General features: G+C 66.3%; 15 protein-coding genes. 7 read left to right on the top strand and 8 right to left on the bottom strand.

The genetic code is table 11. The features are described from left to right. Positions 1-9 precede the first annotated feature (9 nt). The 4 genes from ACQR1L_RS32690 (at position 10) to ACQR1L_RS32675 (ending at position 4,574) form a co-directional block, all read left to right on the top strand. Positions 10-870 (top strand): ABC transporter permease, encoded by an 861-nt coding sequence (locus ACQR1L_RS32690; RefSeq protein WP_434862028.1) that lies wholly within the window; start codon positions 10-12, stop codon positions 868-870. After that, the gene (araD, locus tag ACQR1L_RS32685; RefSeq protein ID WP_434862027.1) at positions 867-2,603 is read left to right on the top strand and encodes an L-arabinonate dehydratase; all 1,737 of its coding nucleotides are present in this window, start codon (positions 867-869) and stop codon (positions 2,601-2,603) included. Before ACQR1L_RS32690 ends, araD begins: the two co-directional genes overlap by 4 nt. Before the next feature lie 169 nt (positions 2,604-2,772). Further along, positions 2,773-3,492 (top strand): ribonuclease activity regulator RraA, encoded by a 720-nt coding sequence (locus ACQR1L_RS32680; RefSeq protein WP_434862026.1) that lies wholly within the window; start codon positions 2,773-2,775, stop codon positions 3,490-3,492. 182 nt (positions 3,493-3,674) lie between these two features. Then, entirely contained in the window at positions 3,675-4,574 is a 900-nt protein-coding gene (locus ACQR1L_RS32675; RefSeq protein ID WP_434862025.1) for an EamA family transporter, read from the top strand. On the opposite strand, the gene ACQR1L_RS32670 is transcribed toward ACQR1L_RS32675, so the two are convergent. The 5 genes from ACQR1L_RS32670 to ACQR1L_RS32650 form a co-directional block, all read right to left on the bottom strand. Then, positions 4,575-5,012, bottom strand: a complete 438-nt coding sequence (locus tag ACQR1L_RS32670) for an EamA family transporter (protein WP_434862024.1) — start codon at positions 5,010-5,012, stop codon at positions 4,575-4,577. A gap of 198 nt (positions 5,013-5,210) precedes the next feature. After that, complete coding sequence (locus tag ACQR1L_RS32665) at positions 5,211-5,693, bottom strand: DUF1178 family protein (RefSeq protein ID WP_434862023.1); 483 nt, start codon at positions 5,691-5,693, stop codon at positions 5,211-5,213. Then, positions 5,690-6,568 (bottom strand): carbon-nitrogen hydrolase family protein, encoded by an 879-nt coding sequence (locus tag ACQR1L_RS32660; RefSeq protein ID WP_434862022.1) that lies wholly within the window; start codon positions 6,566-6,568, stop codon positions 5,690-5,692. Before ACQR1L_RS32660 ends, ACQR1L_RS32665 begins: the two co-directional genes overlap by 4 nt. Beyond that, entirely contained in the window at positions 6,565-6,840 is a 276-nt protein-coding gene (gene grxC / locus ACQR1L_RS32655) for a glutaredoxin 3 (RefSeq protein ID WP_434862021.1), read from the bottom strand. The genes ACQR1L_RS32660 and grxC overlap by 4 nt, the downstream gene beginning before the upstream one ends. A 30-nt stretch (positions 6,841-6,870) precedes the next feature. Continuing rightward, positions 6,871-7,674 (bottom strand): ComF family protein, encoded by an 804-nt coding sequence (locus ACQR1L_RS32650; RefSeq protein WP_434862020.1) that lies wholly within the window; start codon positions 7,672-7,674, stop codon positions 6,871-6,873. 79 nt (positions 7,675-7,753) lie between these two features. On the opposite strand from ACQR1L_RS32650, the gene ACQR1L_RS32645 reads away from it, so the two are divergent. Next, entirely contained in the window at positions 7,754-8,611 is an 858-nt protein-coding gene (locus ACQR1L_RS32645) for a methyltransferase domain-containing protein (protein ID WP_434862019.1), read from the top strand. A gap of 151 nt (positions 8,612-8,762) precedes the next feature. On the opposite strand, the gene ACQR1L_RS32640 is transcribed toward ACQR1L_RS32645, so the two are convergent. Beyond that, positions 8,763-9,173 (bottom strand): (deoxy)nucleoside triphosphate pyrophosphohydrolase, encoded by a 411-nt coding sequence (locus tag ACQR1L_RS32640; RefSeq protein WP_434862018.1) that lies wholly within the window; start codon positions 9,171-9,173, stop codon positions 8,763-8,765. Positions 9,174-9,379: 206 nt separating this feature from the next. Here ACQR1L_RS32640 and ACQR1L_RS32635 point away from each other — a divergent pair, with 206 nt between their 5' ends. Continuing rightward, positions 9,380-10,708 carry a TadE/TadG family type IV pilus assembly protein gene (locus tag ACQR1L_RS32635; protein WP_434862017.1) on the top strand — a complete coding sequence of 443 codons (1,329 nt, stop codon included), beginning with the start codon at positions 9,380-9,382 and terminating at the stop codon, positions 10,706-10,708. Between the two features lie 60 nt (positions 10,709-10,768). Here the strand turns inward: ACQR1L_RS32635 and argJ are convergent, their stop codons facing one another. Together argJ and ACQR1L_RS32625 are read right to left on the bottom strand one after the other, a co-directional pair. Next, positions 10,769-12,010, bottom strand: coding sequence for a bifunctional glutamate N-acetyltransferase/amino-acid acetyltransferase ArgJ (gene argJ / locus ACQR1L_RS32630; RefSeq protein ID WP_434862016.1), 1,242 nt, complete (start codon positions 12,008-12,010; stop codon positions 10,769-10,771). A gap of 285 nt (positions 12,011-12,295) precedes the next feature. After that, positions 12,296-13,195, bottom strand: a complete 900-nt coding sequence (locus ACQR1L_RS32625; RefSeq protein WP_434862015.1) for a peptidylprolyl isomerase — start codon at positions 13,193-13,195, stop codon at positions 12,296-12,298. Between the two features lie 394 nt (positions 13,196-13,589). Between ACQR1L_RS32625 and secA the strand changes: the two genes are divergently transcribed. Next, positions 13,590-16,442, top strand: a complete 2,853-nt coding sequence (gene secA / locus ACQR1L_RS32620) for a preprotein translocase subunit SecA (protein WP_434862014.1) — start codon at positions 13,590-13,592, stop codon at positions 16,440-16,442. Positions 16,443-16,451: the final 9 nt, after the last annotated feature.

Here is a 16,451-nt window from a genome sequence, read left to right as displayed (position 1 = left end):
GAGCTGGACATGGCTGACGCCAAGATCATCCTGCGCGATACGTCGACCGCCGGCGCGGGTCCTGCCGATGTCGAGCGCAAATTGAGCGTGCTCGAGCTGCTGTGGAACGACGGCTTCGTGCGCAAGAGCCTGATCATCGTCGTGCTCGCGGCGATCTGGCAGGCCTATGGCAGCTATCTCGACAATCCGCTGCTGTTCCCGACCTTCTCTGACACCATCGGCGCCTTGTGGGAAAAGGTCCGCGACGGCACGATTCCGATGCGCGCCTGGACCTCGCTGAAGGTGCTGTTCATGGGCTACGTCGCGGGCATCACGCTGGCTGCCATCCTCACGGTGCTGGCGATCTCGACCCGCATCGGCACCGATTTCCTCGAGACCGTCACCGCGATGTTCAACCCGCTGCCGGCGATCGCGCTGTTGCCGCTCGCCTTGATCTGGTTCGGCCTCGGCAGCGGCAGCCTCGTGTTCGTGCTGATCCATTCCGTGCTGTGGCCGGTCGCGCTCAACACCCATTCCGGCTTCAAGAGCGTGTCGAACACGCTGCGCATGGTCGGCCGCAATTACGGCCTCACCGGCTTCTCTTACGTCATCCGCATCCTGATTCCCGCGGCGTTCGGCGCGATCCTCACCGGCCTCAAGATCGGCTGGGCCTTCGCCTGGCGCACCTTGATCGCGGCCGAGCTGGTGTTCGGCGTGTCGTCGGGGCAGGGCGGCCTCGGCTGGTTCATCTTCGAGAATCGCAACCTGCTGGAGATTCCGGCTGTCTTCGCCGGCCTCTTGACCGTCATCCTGATCGGCCTGGTGGTCGAGAACCTGATCTTCCGCACCATCGAGCGCAAGACCGTGCTGACCTGGGGAACGCAATCATGACGACACGCAAGACCCCCGATCAGCTGCGCAGCGCGCGCTGGTTCGCGCCCGACGATCTCCGCTCCTTCGGCCATCGTTCGCGGGTGATGCAGATGGGCTATGCCCAGGAGGAGTGGAAGGGCCGCCCGGTCATCGCCATCGTCAACACCTGGTCGGATGCGCAGCCCTGCCACATGCACTTCAAGCAGCGCGTCGACGACGTGAAGCGCGGCGTGCTGATGGCCGGCGGTCTCCCGATCGAGCTGCCGGCGCTGTCACTGTCGGAGTCGCTGCTCAAGCCGACCACCATGCTCTACCGCAACATGCTCGCGATGGACGTCGAGGAGCTATTGCGCAGCCATCCCGTCGACGGCGTCGTGCTGATGGGCGGCTGCGACAAGACCACCCCGGCGCTGCTGCTCGGCGCCACCAGCATGAACCTGCCGGCGATCTATCTGCCGGCCGGGCCGATGCTGCGCGGCAACTGGAAGGGCAAGACGCTCGGCTCCGGCTCCGACGCCTGGAAATACTGGGACGAACGCCGCGCCGGCAAATTGTCGGACACCGATTGGAATGCGATGGAGGCCGGCATTGCCCGCAGCCACGGCACCTGCATGACCATGGGCACGGCGTCGACCATGACCGCGATCGCAGAAGCGATCGGCATGACTCTGCCGGGCGCGTCGTCCATCCCCGCTGCCGATGCCGAGCACATCCGCATGAGCTCGGAATGTGGCCGCCGCATCGTCGAGATGGTGTGGGAGGACCTGACGCCGTCGAAGGTCCAGACGAGGGCCGCGTTCGAGAACGCGATCGCGGTCGCGATGGCGATGGGCTGCTCGACCAATGCGATCATTCACGTGATCGCGCAGGCGCGCCGCGCGGGCGCCGACATCGGCCTCGATGATTTCGAGGCCGCCAGTCGCAAGGTGCCGGTGCTCGCCAATGTCCGGCCGAGCGGTGACACCTATCTGATGGAGGACTTCTACTACGCCGGCGGTCTGCCGGGACTGATGAGCCGGATGACGGAGCATCTCCACCTCGACTGCCTCACCGTCAACGGCCGGACGCTGGGCGACAACATCGCGGGCGCCGGCGTCTACAATGACGACGTGATCCGGCCGCAGTCGAACCCGATCTATCGCGAGGGTGCGCTCGCCGTGCTCAAGGGTAACCTCGCGCCGGACGGCTGCGTCATCAAGCCCTCCGCGTGCGAGCCGCGCTTCCTCAGGCACACCGGCCCTGCGCTGGTATTCGACGACTATCCGTCGATGAAGAAGGCGATCGACGATCCCGATCTCGACGTGACCGCCGACCACGTGCTGATCCTGCGCAATGCCGGGCCGCAGGGCGGACCGGGCATGCCGGAATGGGGCATGCTGCCGATCCCGACCAAGCTCGTGAAGCAGGGCGTGCGCGACATGGTCCGGCTGTCGGACGCGCGCATGAGCGGTACCAGCTACGGCGCCTGCATCCTGCATGTCTCGCCCGAGGCGTATGTCGGCGGTCCGCTGGCGCTGGTGCAGAACGGCGATCTCATCACGCTCGACGTCGCCGCCCGCACCATCAATCTCGACGTCCCCGCGGACGAGCTGGCCCGCCGCCGCGCCGCCTGGACACCGCCCGCGCCGCGCTTCGAGCGCGGCTACGGCTGGATGTTCGCCCGCCACATCAAGCAGGCCAATGAGGGCTGCGACTTCGACTTCCTGGAGACCGGCTTCGGCGCGCCGGTGAAGGAGCCGGCGATTTATTAGTTCATTGGGCGAGAGGCAGCGCTCTCGCCACGACCGCAGTGCGCTCCCTCCCCCCTTGTGGGGGAGGGGTGGGGAGGGGGGTAGCCCCAAGCGACACTGCCAATGTGGACCCCCACCCCCAACCCCTCCCCGCAAGGGGGAGGGGAGCGCAGCGAGCAAGATCACGACAATGACCAAACTCAGCACCGCCACCCGCAACAAGCTCAAGACCGTCTCGACCGCCACCGTCGCGACCGCGCTGTTCAAGCGCGGGCTGCGCATCCAATGCATCCAGAACGTCCATCCGCTCAGCCCGTCGCAGGCGACGATGGTCGGCGAGGCCTTCACGCTGCGCTACATCCCGGCGCGCGAGGACCTCAACACGATCGACGTGTTCCGCGATCGCGGCCATCCGCAGCGCAAGGCCGTCGAGGATTGTCCGCCCGGCGCGGTGCTGGTGATGGACAGCCGCAAGGATGCGCGCGCGGCCTCGGCCGGTGCGATCCTCGTCAGCCGCCTGCAGCAGCGCGGCGTCGCCGGTGTCGTCACCGACGGCGGCTTCCGCGATGCGGCCGATATCGCCAAGCTCGGCATTCCCGCCTTTCACCAGCGGCCGAGCGCGCCGACCAATCTCACGCTGCACCACGCGATCGAGATCAACGGTCCGATTGCCTGCGGCGATGCGCCGGTGTTTCCTGGCGACGTCATCCTCGGCGACAGCGATGGGGTCATCGTCATCCCTGCCGGCATCGCCGACGAGATCGCGGATGAGACCTTCGAGATGACCGCATTCGAGGACTTCGTTGCGGAGGAAGTCGCCAAGGGCGGTTCCATCCTCGGCCTCTATCCGCCGACCGACCCGCAGACCCCCGCCGACTTCGCGGTGTGGCGGGCGAAGAACGGCAGATAACCGGTCCGCACTCCGCTCTCGTCCGGCCTTCGGACCGGACCACGATCTGGCGGCGAAGAACTCGGCTCGCCGCCGACGCGGCTGCGCAACTCTGACATGCGGCTGCACGGCTGCCTGTCCTGTTGACCGGCCACCGCTTGCTCGTCACGGTGCCGGCCTCACCGCTGCACCGTGCCCCCCCGATGTTCTCGATCGCCTCGCTCTGGATTCCGTTCACGCTGATCGCCGCCGCCGGACAGGTGGCGCGCAACGCGATGCAGCGCTCGCTCACGGCCAAGCTCGGCACCTGGGGCGCGACCAATATCCGCTTCCTGTTCGGCTTCCCGTTCTCCCTGGTATTCCTGACGGTGGTCCTGCTGGCGACGGGGGACCATCTGCCCTGGCCGCCCGCGGCGTTCTGGCCGTGGCTGCTGCTCGGCGCGCTCAGCCAGATCATCGCCACCGGCCTGATGCTGCTGGCGATGACCGACCGCTCCTTCGTCGTCACCACGGCCTATTTGAAGACCGAGGCGATCCAGACCGCGATCTTCGGCTTCATCTTCCTCGGTGATCCGCTCTCGGTGCCGAAGGTGATCGCGATCCTCGTCGCCACCATCGGGGTCGTCATCACGGCGCTGCGGCCGGGCGGCGAGAAGAGCTTCGCGGAACTGAAGCCAACCGTGACCGGGCTGGTCGCCGCCGCGGCGTTCGCCCTGTCGGCCGTCGGCTTTCGCGGTGCCATCATCACCATCGATGGCGTGTCCTTCGTCACCGCGGCATCCTACACCTTGGTGTGGGGCCTGTTCGTGCAGACGGCGATCCTGACCGTCTATCTGCTCGCCCGCGCGCCGGACATCCTGCGCGGAATCCTGTCGCTGTGGCGTCCCTCGATGATGGCCGGCTTCGTCGGCGCCTTCGCCTCGCAGTTCTGGTTCCTCGCCTTTGCGCTCACGGCGGCGGCCAATGTTCGCACGCTGGCGCTGGTCGAGGTGCTGTTCGCGCAAGGCGTCTCATACTACTCGTTCAAGCAGCCGGTCTCGCTGCGCGAGCTCGGCGGCATCGCGCTGATCGTGGCCGGCGTTGCATTGCTGATTGCGGTGTAGTCAGCCCTTGATCGCAATCAGCACGGCGCCGCAGGCGATCAGCGCGATGCCGATCCAGCCCTGCAGGCTCGGCCGCTCGCCGAGGAAGACCACGCCGAACAGCGCCACCAGCACGACGCTGAGCTTATCGATCGGCGCGACCAGCGTGGCCGGTCCGAGCTTGAGGGCGCGGAAGTAGCACAGCCACGACGCGCCGGTGCCGAGCGCCGACAATGCCAGGAAGACCCAGCTCTTGGTCGAGATCGGGCCGGGTGTGGTGAGCTGTCCGGTGGCGAACAGGATCAGGGCCAGCGTGACCAGCACGATCGCGGTGCGGATCAGCGTCGCGAGATCGGAGTTGAGGCCCTCGACCCCGACCTTGGCGAAGATCGCGGTCAGCGCGGCGAAGAACGCCGAAAGCAGCGCCCAGAGCTGCCAGGAGGAGGAGAGAGGGGACATTGTGATCTCGCAGAGCAAGGCCGCAGTTCGGGTCGAGATCTCCCAACCGTCATTGCGAGCGTAGCGAAGCAATCCAGGGCTGCGCGCGGAACTCTGGATTGCTTCGCTGCGCTCGCAATGACGGAGGTTGCTGCGAGAGTTTACATCCCATCAGCTCGGTCCGTCATTCGTGCGCGCCGGCGCGATCATTCCGGCCCGTCAATTCCGATCGTCAGGCAGCACCGGGATCGGGGCGACCTCGATGCCTTCCTCGATCAGCTCGCGCGCCTCGTCGAGCGAGGCCTCGCCGTAGATCGGCCGGTGCTCGGTTTCGCCGTAATGCATCTTGCGCGCTTCCGTCGGGAAGCGCTCGCCGACATCGTCGGCGTTCTTGACGATGTGGTCGCGCAATTCCTTCAGCTTGGCGCGCAGCTCGCGCTCCTGCGCCATCATCAGCGACGTCGATCCCGGCGGGATCACCTCCTGCGCGGGCGCAGGGACCGGGGCGGCCGGCACCGGCGCGACCTCGCGGCCCTTCTTGCTGACGATGCGCGGCGCCATTATCGCCTTTTCGATCTTGGTCGAGCCGCAGGTCGGGCATTCAACCAGCTTGCGCTTCACCTGGGAGTCGTAGGCCGATGAACTCTGGAACCAGCTTTCGAACGTGTGGTCACGCTCGCAGCGCAACGCGTAGCGGATCATGCCGAGCCCCGCACGAGGTGCAGATAGTCCGGCCCGCCCTTGGGATCGGCGATGCCGAAGCGGCGGCCGTGCTGCAGCGAGGGGATGGTCTGGCGCACGCTCTCGACCCGTGCGGGATCTATCTTGGCGACGATCACACCGGGCTCAACGCCGCCCTCCGCGAGGATCTCGCCCCAGGGATCGATGATCAGCGAGTGGCCGAAGGTCTCGCGCTTGTTCTCATGCAGGCCGCATTGCGCGGCGGCGAACACGAAGCAGCCGGTCTCGATGGCGCGGGCGCGCAGCAGCGTGTGCCAATGTGCCTCGCCGGTCTTGCGGGTGAACGCCGAGGGCACGCTGATGAACGAGGCGCCACTCTCGGCCAGCGCGCGATACAGCGCCGGGAAGCGGACGTCATAGCATATCGTCAGGCCCAGGCGTCCCCACGGCAGGTCGCTGATGACCGCCGTCTCGCCGGGCTGGTAGTTCGCCGACTCGCGGTAGCTCTCGCCGCCCGGCAGGTCGATGTCGAACATGTGGATCTTGTCGTAGCTCGCCAGCACGTTGCCGTCGGGCCCGATCAGGAACGACCGGTTCACGGCTTTCTCGGCCGAGAAGCGCAGTGCCAGCGATCCGATGTGCAGATGGATGTTCAGCTCCTTGGCCAGCGCGCGATAGGCCTTGAGCGAGGGATCGTCGTCCTCGCTCTTGAGTTGCTCGAACAGCGCCGTCCGGTTGAGCTGCATCATGTTGCTCACTTCCGGCGTCTGGACGTATTGCGCGCCTTGCGCGACCGCTTCCCGGATCAGCCTGGTGCCCTGCTCGAGACTCGGCTCGGGCAGCAGCGAGGTGCGCATCTGCACCATGGCGGCGGTAAAGCTGCGGTCGTTGCTCATGATGTCGCCTTGTCTCCGGTCAGCATCGCGTCGAGCCGGCCCTCGCGGTCGAGCGCGTAGAGGTCGTCGCAGCCGCCGACATGGGTCTTGCCGATGAAGATCTGCGGGAAGGTCGAGCCGGGACCGACGCGGTCATACATCTGCTGCCGGACGTTCGGATCCTTGCCCGCGTCGTATTCGGTAAAGGGGACGTTCTTGCGGGTCAGGAGCGATTTGGCGGCCGTGCAGTAGCCGCACCCCGGACGGGTATAGATTTCGATCGCAGCGGTCATGTCGCGCTCAGCTGTTACGGAAGTGTCAGATTATATGGGAGCGCGGGGCGCATCGACAACCCGGGCGAAGACCAGCACGCTGACCTCCGCTGCCTTGGCCCGCAGCAGCGCGCGGGCGCAGGCATCCACGGTGGAGCCTGTGGTCAGGACGTCGTCGACGAGCACGACACGGCGTCCCTGCACGTCGTGCAGGCGGTCTGAAGATACCTGGAATGCACCCTGCACATTGCTGGCGCGCTGGGGCCGCGACAGGCCGACCTGCTGCTCCGTTGCGCGCACCCGGCGCAGCGCATCGCCCTGCATCCGGACGCCGCTGGAGCGTGCGATCACCCTCGCCAGCGCCCCGGACTGGTTGTAACGGCGCGAAAAGCCCCGCCGCCAATGCAGCGGGACAGGGACGACGAGGTCGGCGTCGGCCAGCAGCTCACGGCCGGCCCGCGTCATCCAGCGGCCCATGATCGGCGCCAGATCGGTGCGATCCTGATATTTCAACTGATGCACCAGCGTCCGCGCCACCTCGTCATAGCGCACCGCGGCCCGCGCACGAGCATAGGCCGGCGGGGCGGCAATCGCCTCCATCGACAGCAGCTCGGGACCGGGATCGTAGACGAAGGGAATGCCGAGCTTCGGGCAATACGGCCGCTCGATGAACGACAGCTTGCCCCAGCAGGCGGCGCAGACACCCTCGCCGTCGACCGGCTCGCGGCAGGCGATGCACAGGGTCGGCAGCGCGATGTCGAGCGCGAGCTTGGCCAGATGGCCGCAGGCGCCCCGCGCGGCGCTGGCAGCGGCACGAAGTTGCCCGAAGCGGATTGGAGCAAAGCGGACGCTCATGGATTGAGGCTAGCGGCGCGGACAGTCCGGCTCAAGCGGCGCATTGCCCGTTCCCGAGGATCGGCGTAACCAGCCCCGCATGACACAGCCTGCCACCGCTCCCATCCTGTTCGATCGTTCGCTGCTGGCGCTCAGACAACGGCGGGCGGCGAGGGCGCCGGAGACCTTCCTGCTCGAGCGCGTCGCCGAAGACCTCGTGGACCGCCTCGCCGCGGTCAACAGGTCCTTTCAATCGGCTGCCGACATCTGGACGCCCGGTCAGGGCCTGAAGCCGCATCTGGCTGGACAGATTGCCCAGCTCGCGCATGTCGCTCCGTCCGACACGGCCGCCGAGACGCTGCCCTTGCAACCGCAATCGCTCGACCTCGCGGTCTCCGCGCTGGCGTTCCAGTTCGTGAACGATCTCCCCGGGCTCCTGGTGCAGATCCGCCGCGCGTTGCGGCCCGACGGTCTGTTGCTGGCGGCGATGGTCGGCGGCGACACGCTGACCGAGCTCCGGCAGAGTTTCGCGGCGGCGGAAGCCGAATGCGAGGGCGGCGTGTCGCCGCGGGTGGCGCCGTTCGCCGATCTGCGCGACATCGGCGGCCTGCTGCAGCGGGCCGGCTTCGCACTGCCCGTGACCGATGTCGACCGCGTCGTCGTGCGATATGCCAGCGCGTTCGGCCTGATGCAGGACCTTCGCCGCATGGCCGCGACCAACAGCCTCGTCGAGCGCCGCCGCACGCCGCTGCGCCGCGCGACCCTGCTGCGCATGGCCGAAATCTACGCCGAGCGCTTCGCCGACGCGGACGGCCGCCTCCGCGCCACCTTCGACATCATCTGGATCTCCGGCTGGGCGCCGCATGAGAGCCAGCAGAAGCCGCTCAAGCCGGGCTCGGCGACGGCGAGTCTGGAGGCGGCGGTGAAGCGTGTGCCGCACTCCAATGAGGGCGATTAGCAACACTCGTCATCGCCGGGCTTGACCCGGCGATCCATCCTCTTTTTCGCAGGATGATGGATGCGCGGGCCTTCGCCGCGCCGAAGGGCTTTGGCCCCGCAGGCGGGTCAAGCCCGCGCATGACGACCGAAAGTGAGGAGCCGCGCTCGGCTCACATCAACAGATCTATCAGATGCGGCAGCAGCGGAATGTCCGCGGGCGGCATCGGATAGTCGCGCAGCTTGTTCGGCCGCACCCAGGCCAATTGCTGGCCTTCGCGCGCGGTCACCACGCCTTCCCAGCGCCGGCAGATGTACAGCGGCATCAGCAGATGGAACGTCTCATAGGCGTGGCTGGCGAAGGTCAGCGGCGCGAGGCAGGCTTCGCGCACGGTGATACCGAGCTCCTCGTCGAGCTCGCGGATCAGGCTGGCCTCCGGGCGCTCACCCGGCTCGAGCTTGCCGCCGGGAAACTCCCAGAGCCCTGCGAGGGTCTTGCCGGGCGGCCGCTGCGCCAGCAGCACGCGATTGTCGGCGTCGACCAGCGCGCATGCGACGACGAGGGTCAGTTTCAACTCAGTCATGAATCAACTCAGTCATGAAGTCCGTCTGCAATTCCGCCAGTTCGCGATGAGAGCACGTCGTCTCATCGGGACGGCGCTTAAGGCCATCTTAACCTAGGCCGGTTCGTCCCGTGTTTCCACGGTTGAAATAAGCCAACCTTAATCGGCTCGCGCATATTTTCACGGGTGTACGCCGTGATCCCTTCATGGTTCGTTAGGCATTTTTCATGCGAATTTTACCAAACCTGCTTGCCCGCCTGCGACGCGACGTCAGTGGCAACGTCGCCGTGACGTTCGCCATCGTCTGCGTCCCTGTTCTGACCGCCGTGGGCTGCGGCGTCGATTACAGCCGGGCGAACCAGATGCGCGCCAAGCTGCAGGCTGCGGTGGACGCCGCCTCGGTCGGTGCGGTGTCCCGGACTTCGCCGGCCTTCATCGCGGCCGGCGCGATGACCTCGGACGGCGTGATCAGCGTCGGCAATGACGATGCCACCAAGATCTTCAACGGCAACATGTCGGGCACGTCCGGCTACACGCTCACCAACTTGGCGCCCGAGGTGAAGAAGAGCGGTTCGGTGCTGACCGCCACCGTCTCGTTCACCGCCACAGTGCCGATGATGTTCATGAACATCGTCGGCATCAAGACGATGACGCTGCAGGGCTCGTCCAAGGCGACGGCGTCGATGCCGAAATACATCGACTTCTATCTGTTGCTCGACAATTCACCATCGATGGGCGTGGCAGCCACCCCTGCCGACGTGACCAAGATGGTGAACAACACCTCGGACAAATGCGCTTTCGCATGCCACGACTACAACGATTCCAACAACTATTATAACCTGGCCAAGAAGCTCGGTGTCACGACCCGGATCGACGTGCTGCGCAGCGCCACCCAGCAGCTGATGGATACGGCCGCGCAGACGCAGACCTATCCGAACCAGTTCCGCATGGCGATCTACGATTTCGGCGCGGCGTCGAAGACGATCGGGCTGCGCGCGCTCTTCGCATTGTCCGCGAGCCTGTCGAGCGCCAAGAGCGCCGCGGGGAATATCGACCTGATGGGCGTCTACGGCAACAACGACGCCTACACGGCCGACAAGGACACGCCGTTCTCGACGGTGATCCCCGCCATCAACAACGAGATCTCGACACCCGGCGACGGCACCACGGGCTCGCCGCTGAAATATCTGTTCTTCGTCTCCGACGGCGTCGCCGACGAGAGCAATGCGGGGTGCCTGAAGCCGAAGGCCGGCGGCAATCGCTGCCAGTCGCCGATCAATCCGGCGCTGTGCACGGCGCTCAAGAATCGCGGCATCAAGATTGCCGTGCTCTACACCACCTATCTGCAACTGCCGACCAACAGCTGGTACATGAACTGGGTCGATCCCTTCAACAAGGGACCGTTCGGCCCGTCCCCGAACAGCGAGATCGCGCAGAACATGCAGTCCTGCGCCTCGCCCGGGTTCTATTTCGAGGTCTCGCCGACGCAGGGCATCTCCGACGCGATGAACGCGCTGTTCAAGAAGGCGGTGGCGGACGCACGCATCGCGGGGTAGCCGGGGTGCGAGGGAGGCGCGCGATCGAGCGCGCCTCCGAGACACCGGCGGGCGGTTGGCTCAGGACCGGTAGTCGCCGTTGATCGCGACATACTCCTTGGTCAGGTCGCAGGTCAGCACGCGGTCGCGGCCCTTGCCCAGCCCAAGCGCGACCTTGATCTGGATGGTCTGCGCCTTCATCGCCTCGGAGACCTCCTTCTCGTCATAGGCTGGATCGCGCGCGCCCTTCGAGGCCACGCGGATGCCGTTGAAGGAGATCGAGAGCTTGTCGCGATCGGCCGGCTCGCCGGCCTTGCCGACCGCCATCACGACGCGGCCCCAATTGGCGTCCTCGCCGGCGATCGCGGTCTTCACCAGCGGCGAGTTGGCGATCGACATCGCGATCCTGCGCGCCGACGGTTTGCTCTTGGCGCCCTCGACGATGATCTCGACCAGCTTGCGCGCGCCTTCGCCGTCGCGGGCGACCTGCTCGGCGAGGTCGGCCAGCACGGCGTTGAACGCCTTCACGAAGGCCTTGGCGTTGGGGTCGCTGATCCTGCTGATCTTGGTCGCGCCCTTGGCCGCCGCGGCGCCGGTGGCGAAGGCGAGCAAGGTGTCGGAGGTCGAGGTGTCGCCGTCGATGGTCACGGCGTTGAAGGTGTCCTCGACGCCGGCCTTCAGCAGCGCCTGCAGGGCAGGGGCCGTGATCGGCGCGTCGGTGAAGATGAAGGACAGCATCGTCGCCATATCAGGCGCGATCATGCCGGCGCCCTTGGCCATGCCGTTGATCGTCACCTTGGCCTTGCCGAGCTTGACGGTGGCGGTCGCGACTTTCGGGAAGGTGTCCGTGGTCATGATGGCGCGCGCGGCGCCCATCCAGTCCTCAGGCGCAGCGGTGCCGGCGAGGCCTTCGAGCACGCCGTCGAACTTGGTGGCGTCGAGCGGCTCGCCGATCACGCCGGTTGAGGCCAGGAAGATCTCGTCCTGCTTGCAGCCGACCGCCTTGGCGGCGATTGACGCGGTCAGCGCCGTCGACTGCTTGCCGGTCTTGCCGGTGAAGGCGTTGGCGTTGCCGGAATTGACCACCAGCGCGCGCGCCTTGCCGCCCTTCAGCTTGGCGCGGCACCATTCGACCGGGGCCGAGGGGCATTTGGACTTGGTGAAGACGCCGGCCACGGTGGTGCCGGGATCGAGCAGCGCCAGCAGCACGTCGGTGCGGTTCTTGTAGCGGATGCCGGCCGCGGCGGTCGCGAGCCTCACGCCGGCGAGCGCCGGCATCTCGGGGACTTCGGTTGGGGCGAGCGGGGAGACGGCAGAGGACATCGGAGAGGCTTCCGGCAGGATTGGCGGGAAGCGCTCTGTATCATCTCGATCGACGTTGTGGGAGTGGATGTCTCCACGCCCACATCCGTCATCCCGGCGGACGCCGGGATCCATAACCACAGGGTTCAGTTGTGAGGCGCGGGACTGGCCGCGTGCCCCATTCCCAACATCACGGAGTATGGGTCCCGGCTCAAGGCCGGGACGACGCCGATTGTGACGCGGTGGTTGCGGCTCTCTGACAACTGCGTGACGAGCCGCCGCCGCGCCTCGAGCGGAGCAAACCGCTTACTTCTTCGCCGGCTCGGCCGGCTTCGCGTCCGCCGGCTTGGCGGCGTCGGCGGCCGGCTTGTCCAGGCGCTCGATCTTGGCCGCCTCGCGCAGCTTGCCGACGTAATCGGCCTGGGCCTTGCGGGTGACGTAGGTCTCGATCTGGCTCTTGACCTGATCGAACTCCGGCGGCTTGCGGTTGCGCTTTTCCTCGACCTTGATGATGTGCCAGCCGAACTGGGTCTTCACCGGGTCCGAGATCTTGCCCGGCTCGAGACCAAACGCCACGTTGGCGAATTCCGGCACCATCTGCTCCTTGGTGAAGAAGCCGAGGTCGCCGCCGTCCGAGGCGCCGGGGTCCTTGGATTTCTTCTTGGCGAGCTCGGCGAAATCCGCGCCCTTGGCGAGCTCGGCCTTGACGGCCTTGGCCTCGTCCTCGGTCTCGACCAGGATGTGGCGCGCATGCACCTCCTGCTCGCCGCCGATCTGCTTGGAGGCTTCCTCATAGACCTTCTTCATCGCGTCCGGCGTGGTCGCGGCCTTGCCCTCGCTGGCGAGCAGGCTGTCCATCAGCAGGCGGTTGCGGGTGAAGGCGAGGCGCTTCTTGAAGTCCTCGCTGTCGCCGACCTTCTTGTCCTCGGCCGCCTTGGCGACGAGCTTCATGTCGATCAGGAACGACAGCACGTTCTCGTCCTTGGTCGCGGGGTCCATCTGGGCGAGGCTCGGCCCGAGCTCCTCCTCCGCGAGTGTGACGTCGCTCTTGCGGATCTCGGCCCCGTTCACCTTGGCCAGCACCGGGTTGGCATCGTCGGCGGCGCGCGCGGGGGCGACCAGCAGCGACAATGCGAGACTGCCGGCGAGAGCGGTAGCAAGGCCGAAACGCAGGCCGGTTTTCGTAACCGGGAACGACGTGGTCATGGAAAATCCTTGTCTTGGAAGAGGGGGCTCCAGGGGCGTGGCCTCAGGGCGGCCGGGACACTCGCCCAATCGCCGTGCCTTGGCAACGCGAAAAGTCTGTCAATTTCGTGAAATCGGCGACAGGTTTAAGGCCGATGTCCCGGCGTGAGGCGCCGTTGACAACGTTCCCCCCCAGCCATATCTCTGCCCGATCGCTTCAAGGGCGATAGCGCTTATTTTGCTGCGTTTTTGGCCATTGAACCCTGGTTTGCTCGTCTCCCACTCATCTGACGGCCGCCTCGAGGCGCCGACGTTCGAGCCTGGCGCGGGTGCTGCGGTGCATCACGCCGGGAACAGCAAACCCAAACCATGAGTTACGGCTGCAACGCAGACCCACAGAGGCAGGATTTCAGCAATGATCGGCGCGCTCGCCCGTAAGCTTTTCGGCTCATCCAACGACCGCCGCGTCAAGGGCTACCAGTCCCGCGTCAGCGCCATCAACGCCCTGGAGCCGGAGCTTGCCAAGCTGACTGACGAGCAGTTGAAGGCGCGCACCGAGGACTTCAAGAAGCAGCTCGCCGACGGCAAGACGCTCGACGACCTCCTGGTGCCGGCCTTCGCCACCGTCCGCGAGGCGTCCAAGCGCACCCTCGGCCAGCGCCATTTCGACGTCCAGCTGATCGGCGGCATGGTGCTGCACGAGGGCGACATCGCCGAGATGAAGACCGGCGAAGGCAAGACGCTGGTGGCGACGCTCGCCGTCTACCTCAACGCGCTCGCCGGCAAGGGCGTGCACGTCGTGACGGTGAACGATTACCTCGCCCGCCGCGACGCCGGCTGGATGAGCCAGATCTACGGCTTCCTCGGCCTGACCACCGGCGTGATCGTCCACGGTCTCGACGATGCCGAGCGCAAGGCGGCCTATGCCTGCGACATCACCTACGGCACCAACAACGAATACGGCTTCGACTATCTGCGCGACAACATGAAGTACCGGCTGGAGGACATGGTCCAGCGCGGGCACTATTTCGCGATCGTCGACGAGGTCGACTCGATCCTGATCGACGAGGCCCGCACGCCGCTGATCATCTCCGGCCCGCTCGACGACCGCTCCGAGTTCTACAACACCATCGACACCTTCGTGCCGAAGCTCGACAAGTCCGACTACGACGTCGACGAGAAGCAGCGCACGGTGACGCTCACCGAAGCCGGCATGGAGAAGATCGAGACCCTGCTGCGCGACGCCGGCCAGCTCAAGGGCGAGTCGCTGTACGACGTCGAGAACGTCTCCGTCGTGCACCACATCAACCAGGCGCTGCGCGCGCACACGCTGTTCACCCGCGACAAGGACTACATCGTCCGCGACGGCGAGGTCGTCATCATCGACGAGTTCACCGGCCGCATGATGCCCGGCCGGCGCTATTCGGAAGGCCTGCACCAGGCGCTCGAGGCCAAGGAGCACCAGCCGGTGCAGCCTGAGAACCAGACGCTGGCCTCGATCACCTTCCAGAACTACTTCCGCATGTACGCCAAGCTCGCCGGCATGACCGGTACGGCGGCGACGGAAGCCGACGAGCTGTTCGACATCTACAAGCTCGAGGTCGTGGAGATCCCGACCAACCTGCCGGTGGCCCGTCTCGACGAGGACGACGAGGTCTACCGCACCCAGCAGGAGAAATACGCCGCGATCCTCGCCGAGATCGAGCGCGCCAATTCGCGCCTGCAGCCGGTGCTGGTCGGCACGGCCTCGATCGAGAAGTCCGAGGTGCTGGCCGCCTATCTCAAGCAGCACGGCTACAAGCAGATCGATTTCGGCAGCGAGCGCGCGCTCGACAAGCTCTATGCGGCGGCGCGTGCCGGCAAGCCGGCAAAGCTGTTCGCGGTGCTGAACGCGCGCTTCCACGAGCAGGAAGCCTATATCGTCGCCGAGGCCGGCGTGCCCGGCGCGATCACGATCGCGACCAACATGGCCGGCCGCGGCACCGACATCAAGCTCGGCGGCTCGCTGGAAATGCGTATCCAGCAGGAGACCGGCGGCATCACGGACGAGGCCGAGAAGGCCGCCAAGATCGAGCAGATCAAGGCCGACATCGCCCGCTTCCGCGAGATCGTGCTGAAGGCGGAGGAGACGGTCGAGATCGAGCCCGCCAAGGGCTCCAAGGCGGCCAAGACCGTGACCAAGCCGGGCGGCCTCTACATCATCGGCTCCGAGCGCCACGAATCCCGCCGCATCGACAACCAGCTGCGCGGCCGCTCCGGCCGCCAGGGCGATCCCGGCCGGTCGAAATTCTTCCTGTCGTTGGAAGACGACCTGATGCGCATCTTCGGGTCCGACCGGCTCGACAGCATGCTAACCCGCCTCGGCCTGAAGGAAGGCGAGGCGATCATCCATCCCTGGATCAACAAGGCGCTGGAGAAGGCGCAGCAGAAGGTCGAGGCGCGCAACTTCGACATCCGCAAGAACCTGCTCAAATTCGACAACGTCCAGAACGACCAGCGCAAGGTGATCTTCGACCAGCGCGTCGAGCTGATGCAGGACGAGAGCGTGGTCGAGACCATCACCGATATGCGCCACGCCTTCATCGACGATCTCGTCAGCAAGCACGTGCCTGAGCATGCCTATGCCGAGCAGTGGGATGTCGCCGGCCTGAAGGAGGAGCTCAAGCGCGTCCTCGATCTCGACCTTCCGGTCGATGAATGGGCGAAGGAAGAGGGCATCGCCGACGAGGAGCTGCTCAAGCGCATCGAGACCCAGGCCGACGAGCGCATGGCCGCCAAGGTCGCGCAGTGGGGCCCCGACGTGATGCGCTACGTCGAGAAGACCATCCTGCTGCAGACGCTCGACCACCTCTGGCGCGAGCACCTGATCATGCTCGACCATCTGCGCCAGGTCATCGGCCTGCGCGGCTACGGCCAGCGCGATCCGTTGCAGGAGTACAAGTCGGAAGCCTTCACGCTGTTCGAATCGATGATCGCGCATCTGCGCGAGGCCGTGACGGCGCAACTGATGCGCGTCGAGATCGTGCCGCCGGAGGAGCAGCAGCCGGTGCTGCCGCCGATGCAGGCGCATCACGCCGATCCCACCACCGGCGAGGACGAGATGGCCTTCGCCAACGTCTCCCTGGTGCCGTCGTCAGGCGCCGCCCCGGTCCCGGCCGAAGCGCGCAACCCGAACGATCCGACGACGTGGGGCAAGGTCGGCCGCAACGAGGACTGCCCCTGCGGCAGCGGCAAGAAGTACAAGCACTGCCACGGCCGCTACGCGTAAGCGCGGCTG

It is taken from the genome of Bradyrhizobium sp. HKCCYLR20261 (assembly GCF_051168435.1).
Lineage (GTDB): Bacteria > Pseudomonadota > Alphaproteobacteria > Rhizobiales > Xanthobacteraceae > Bradyrhizobium.
Note: the sequence above shows the minus strand (reverse complement) of the source record. Positions and strands in the feature narration are given on the sequence as shown.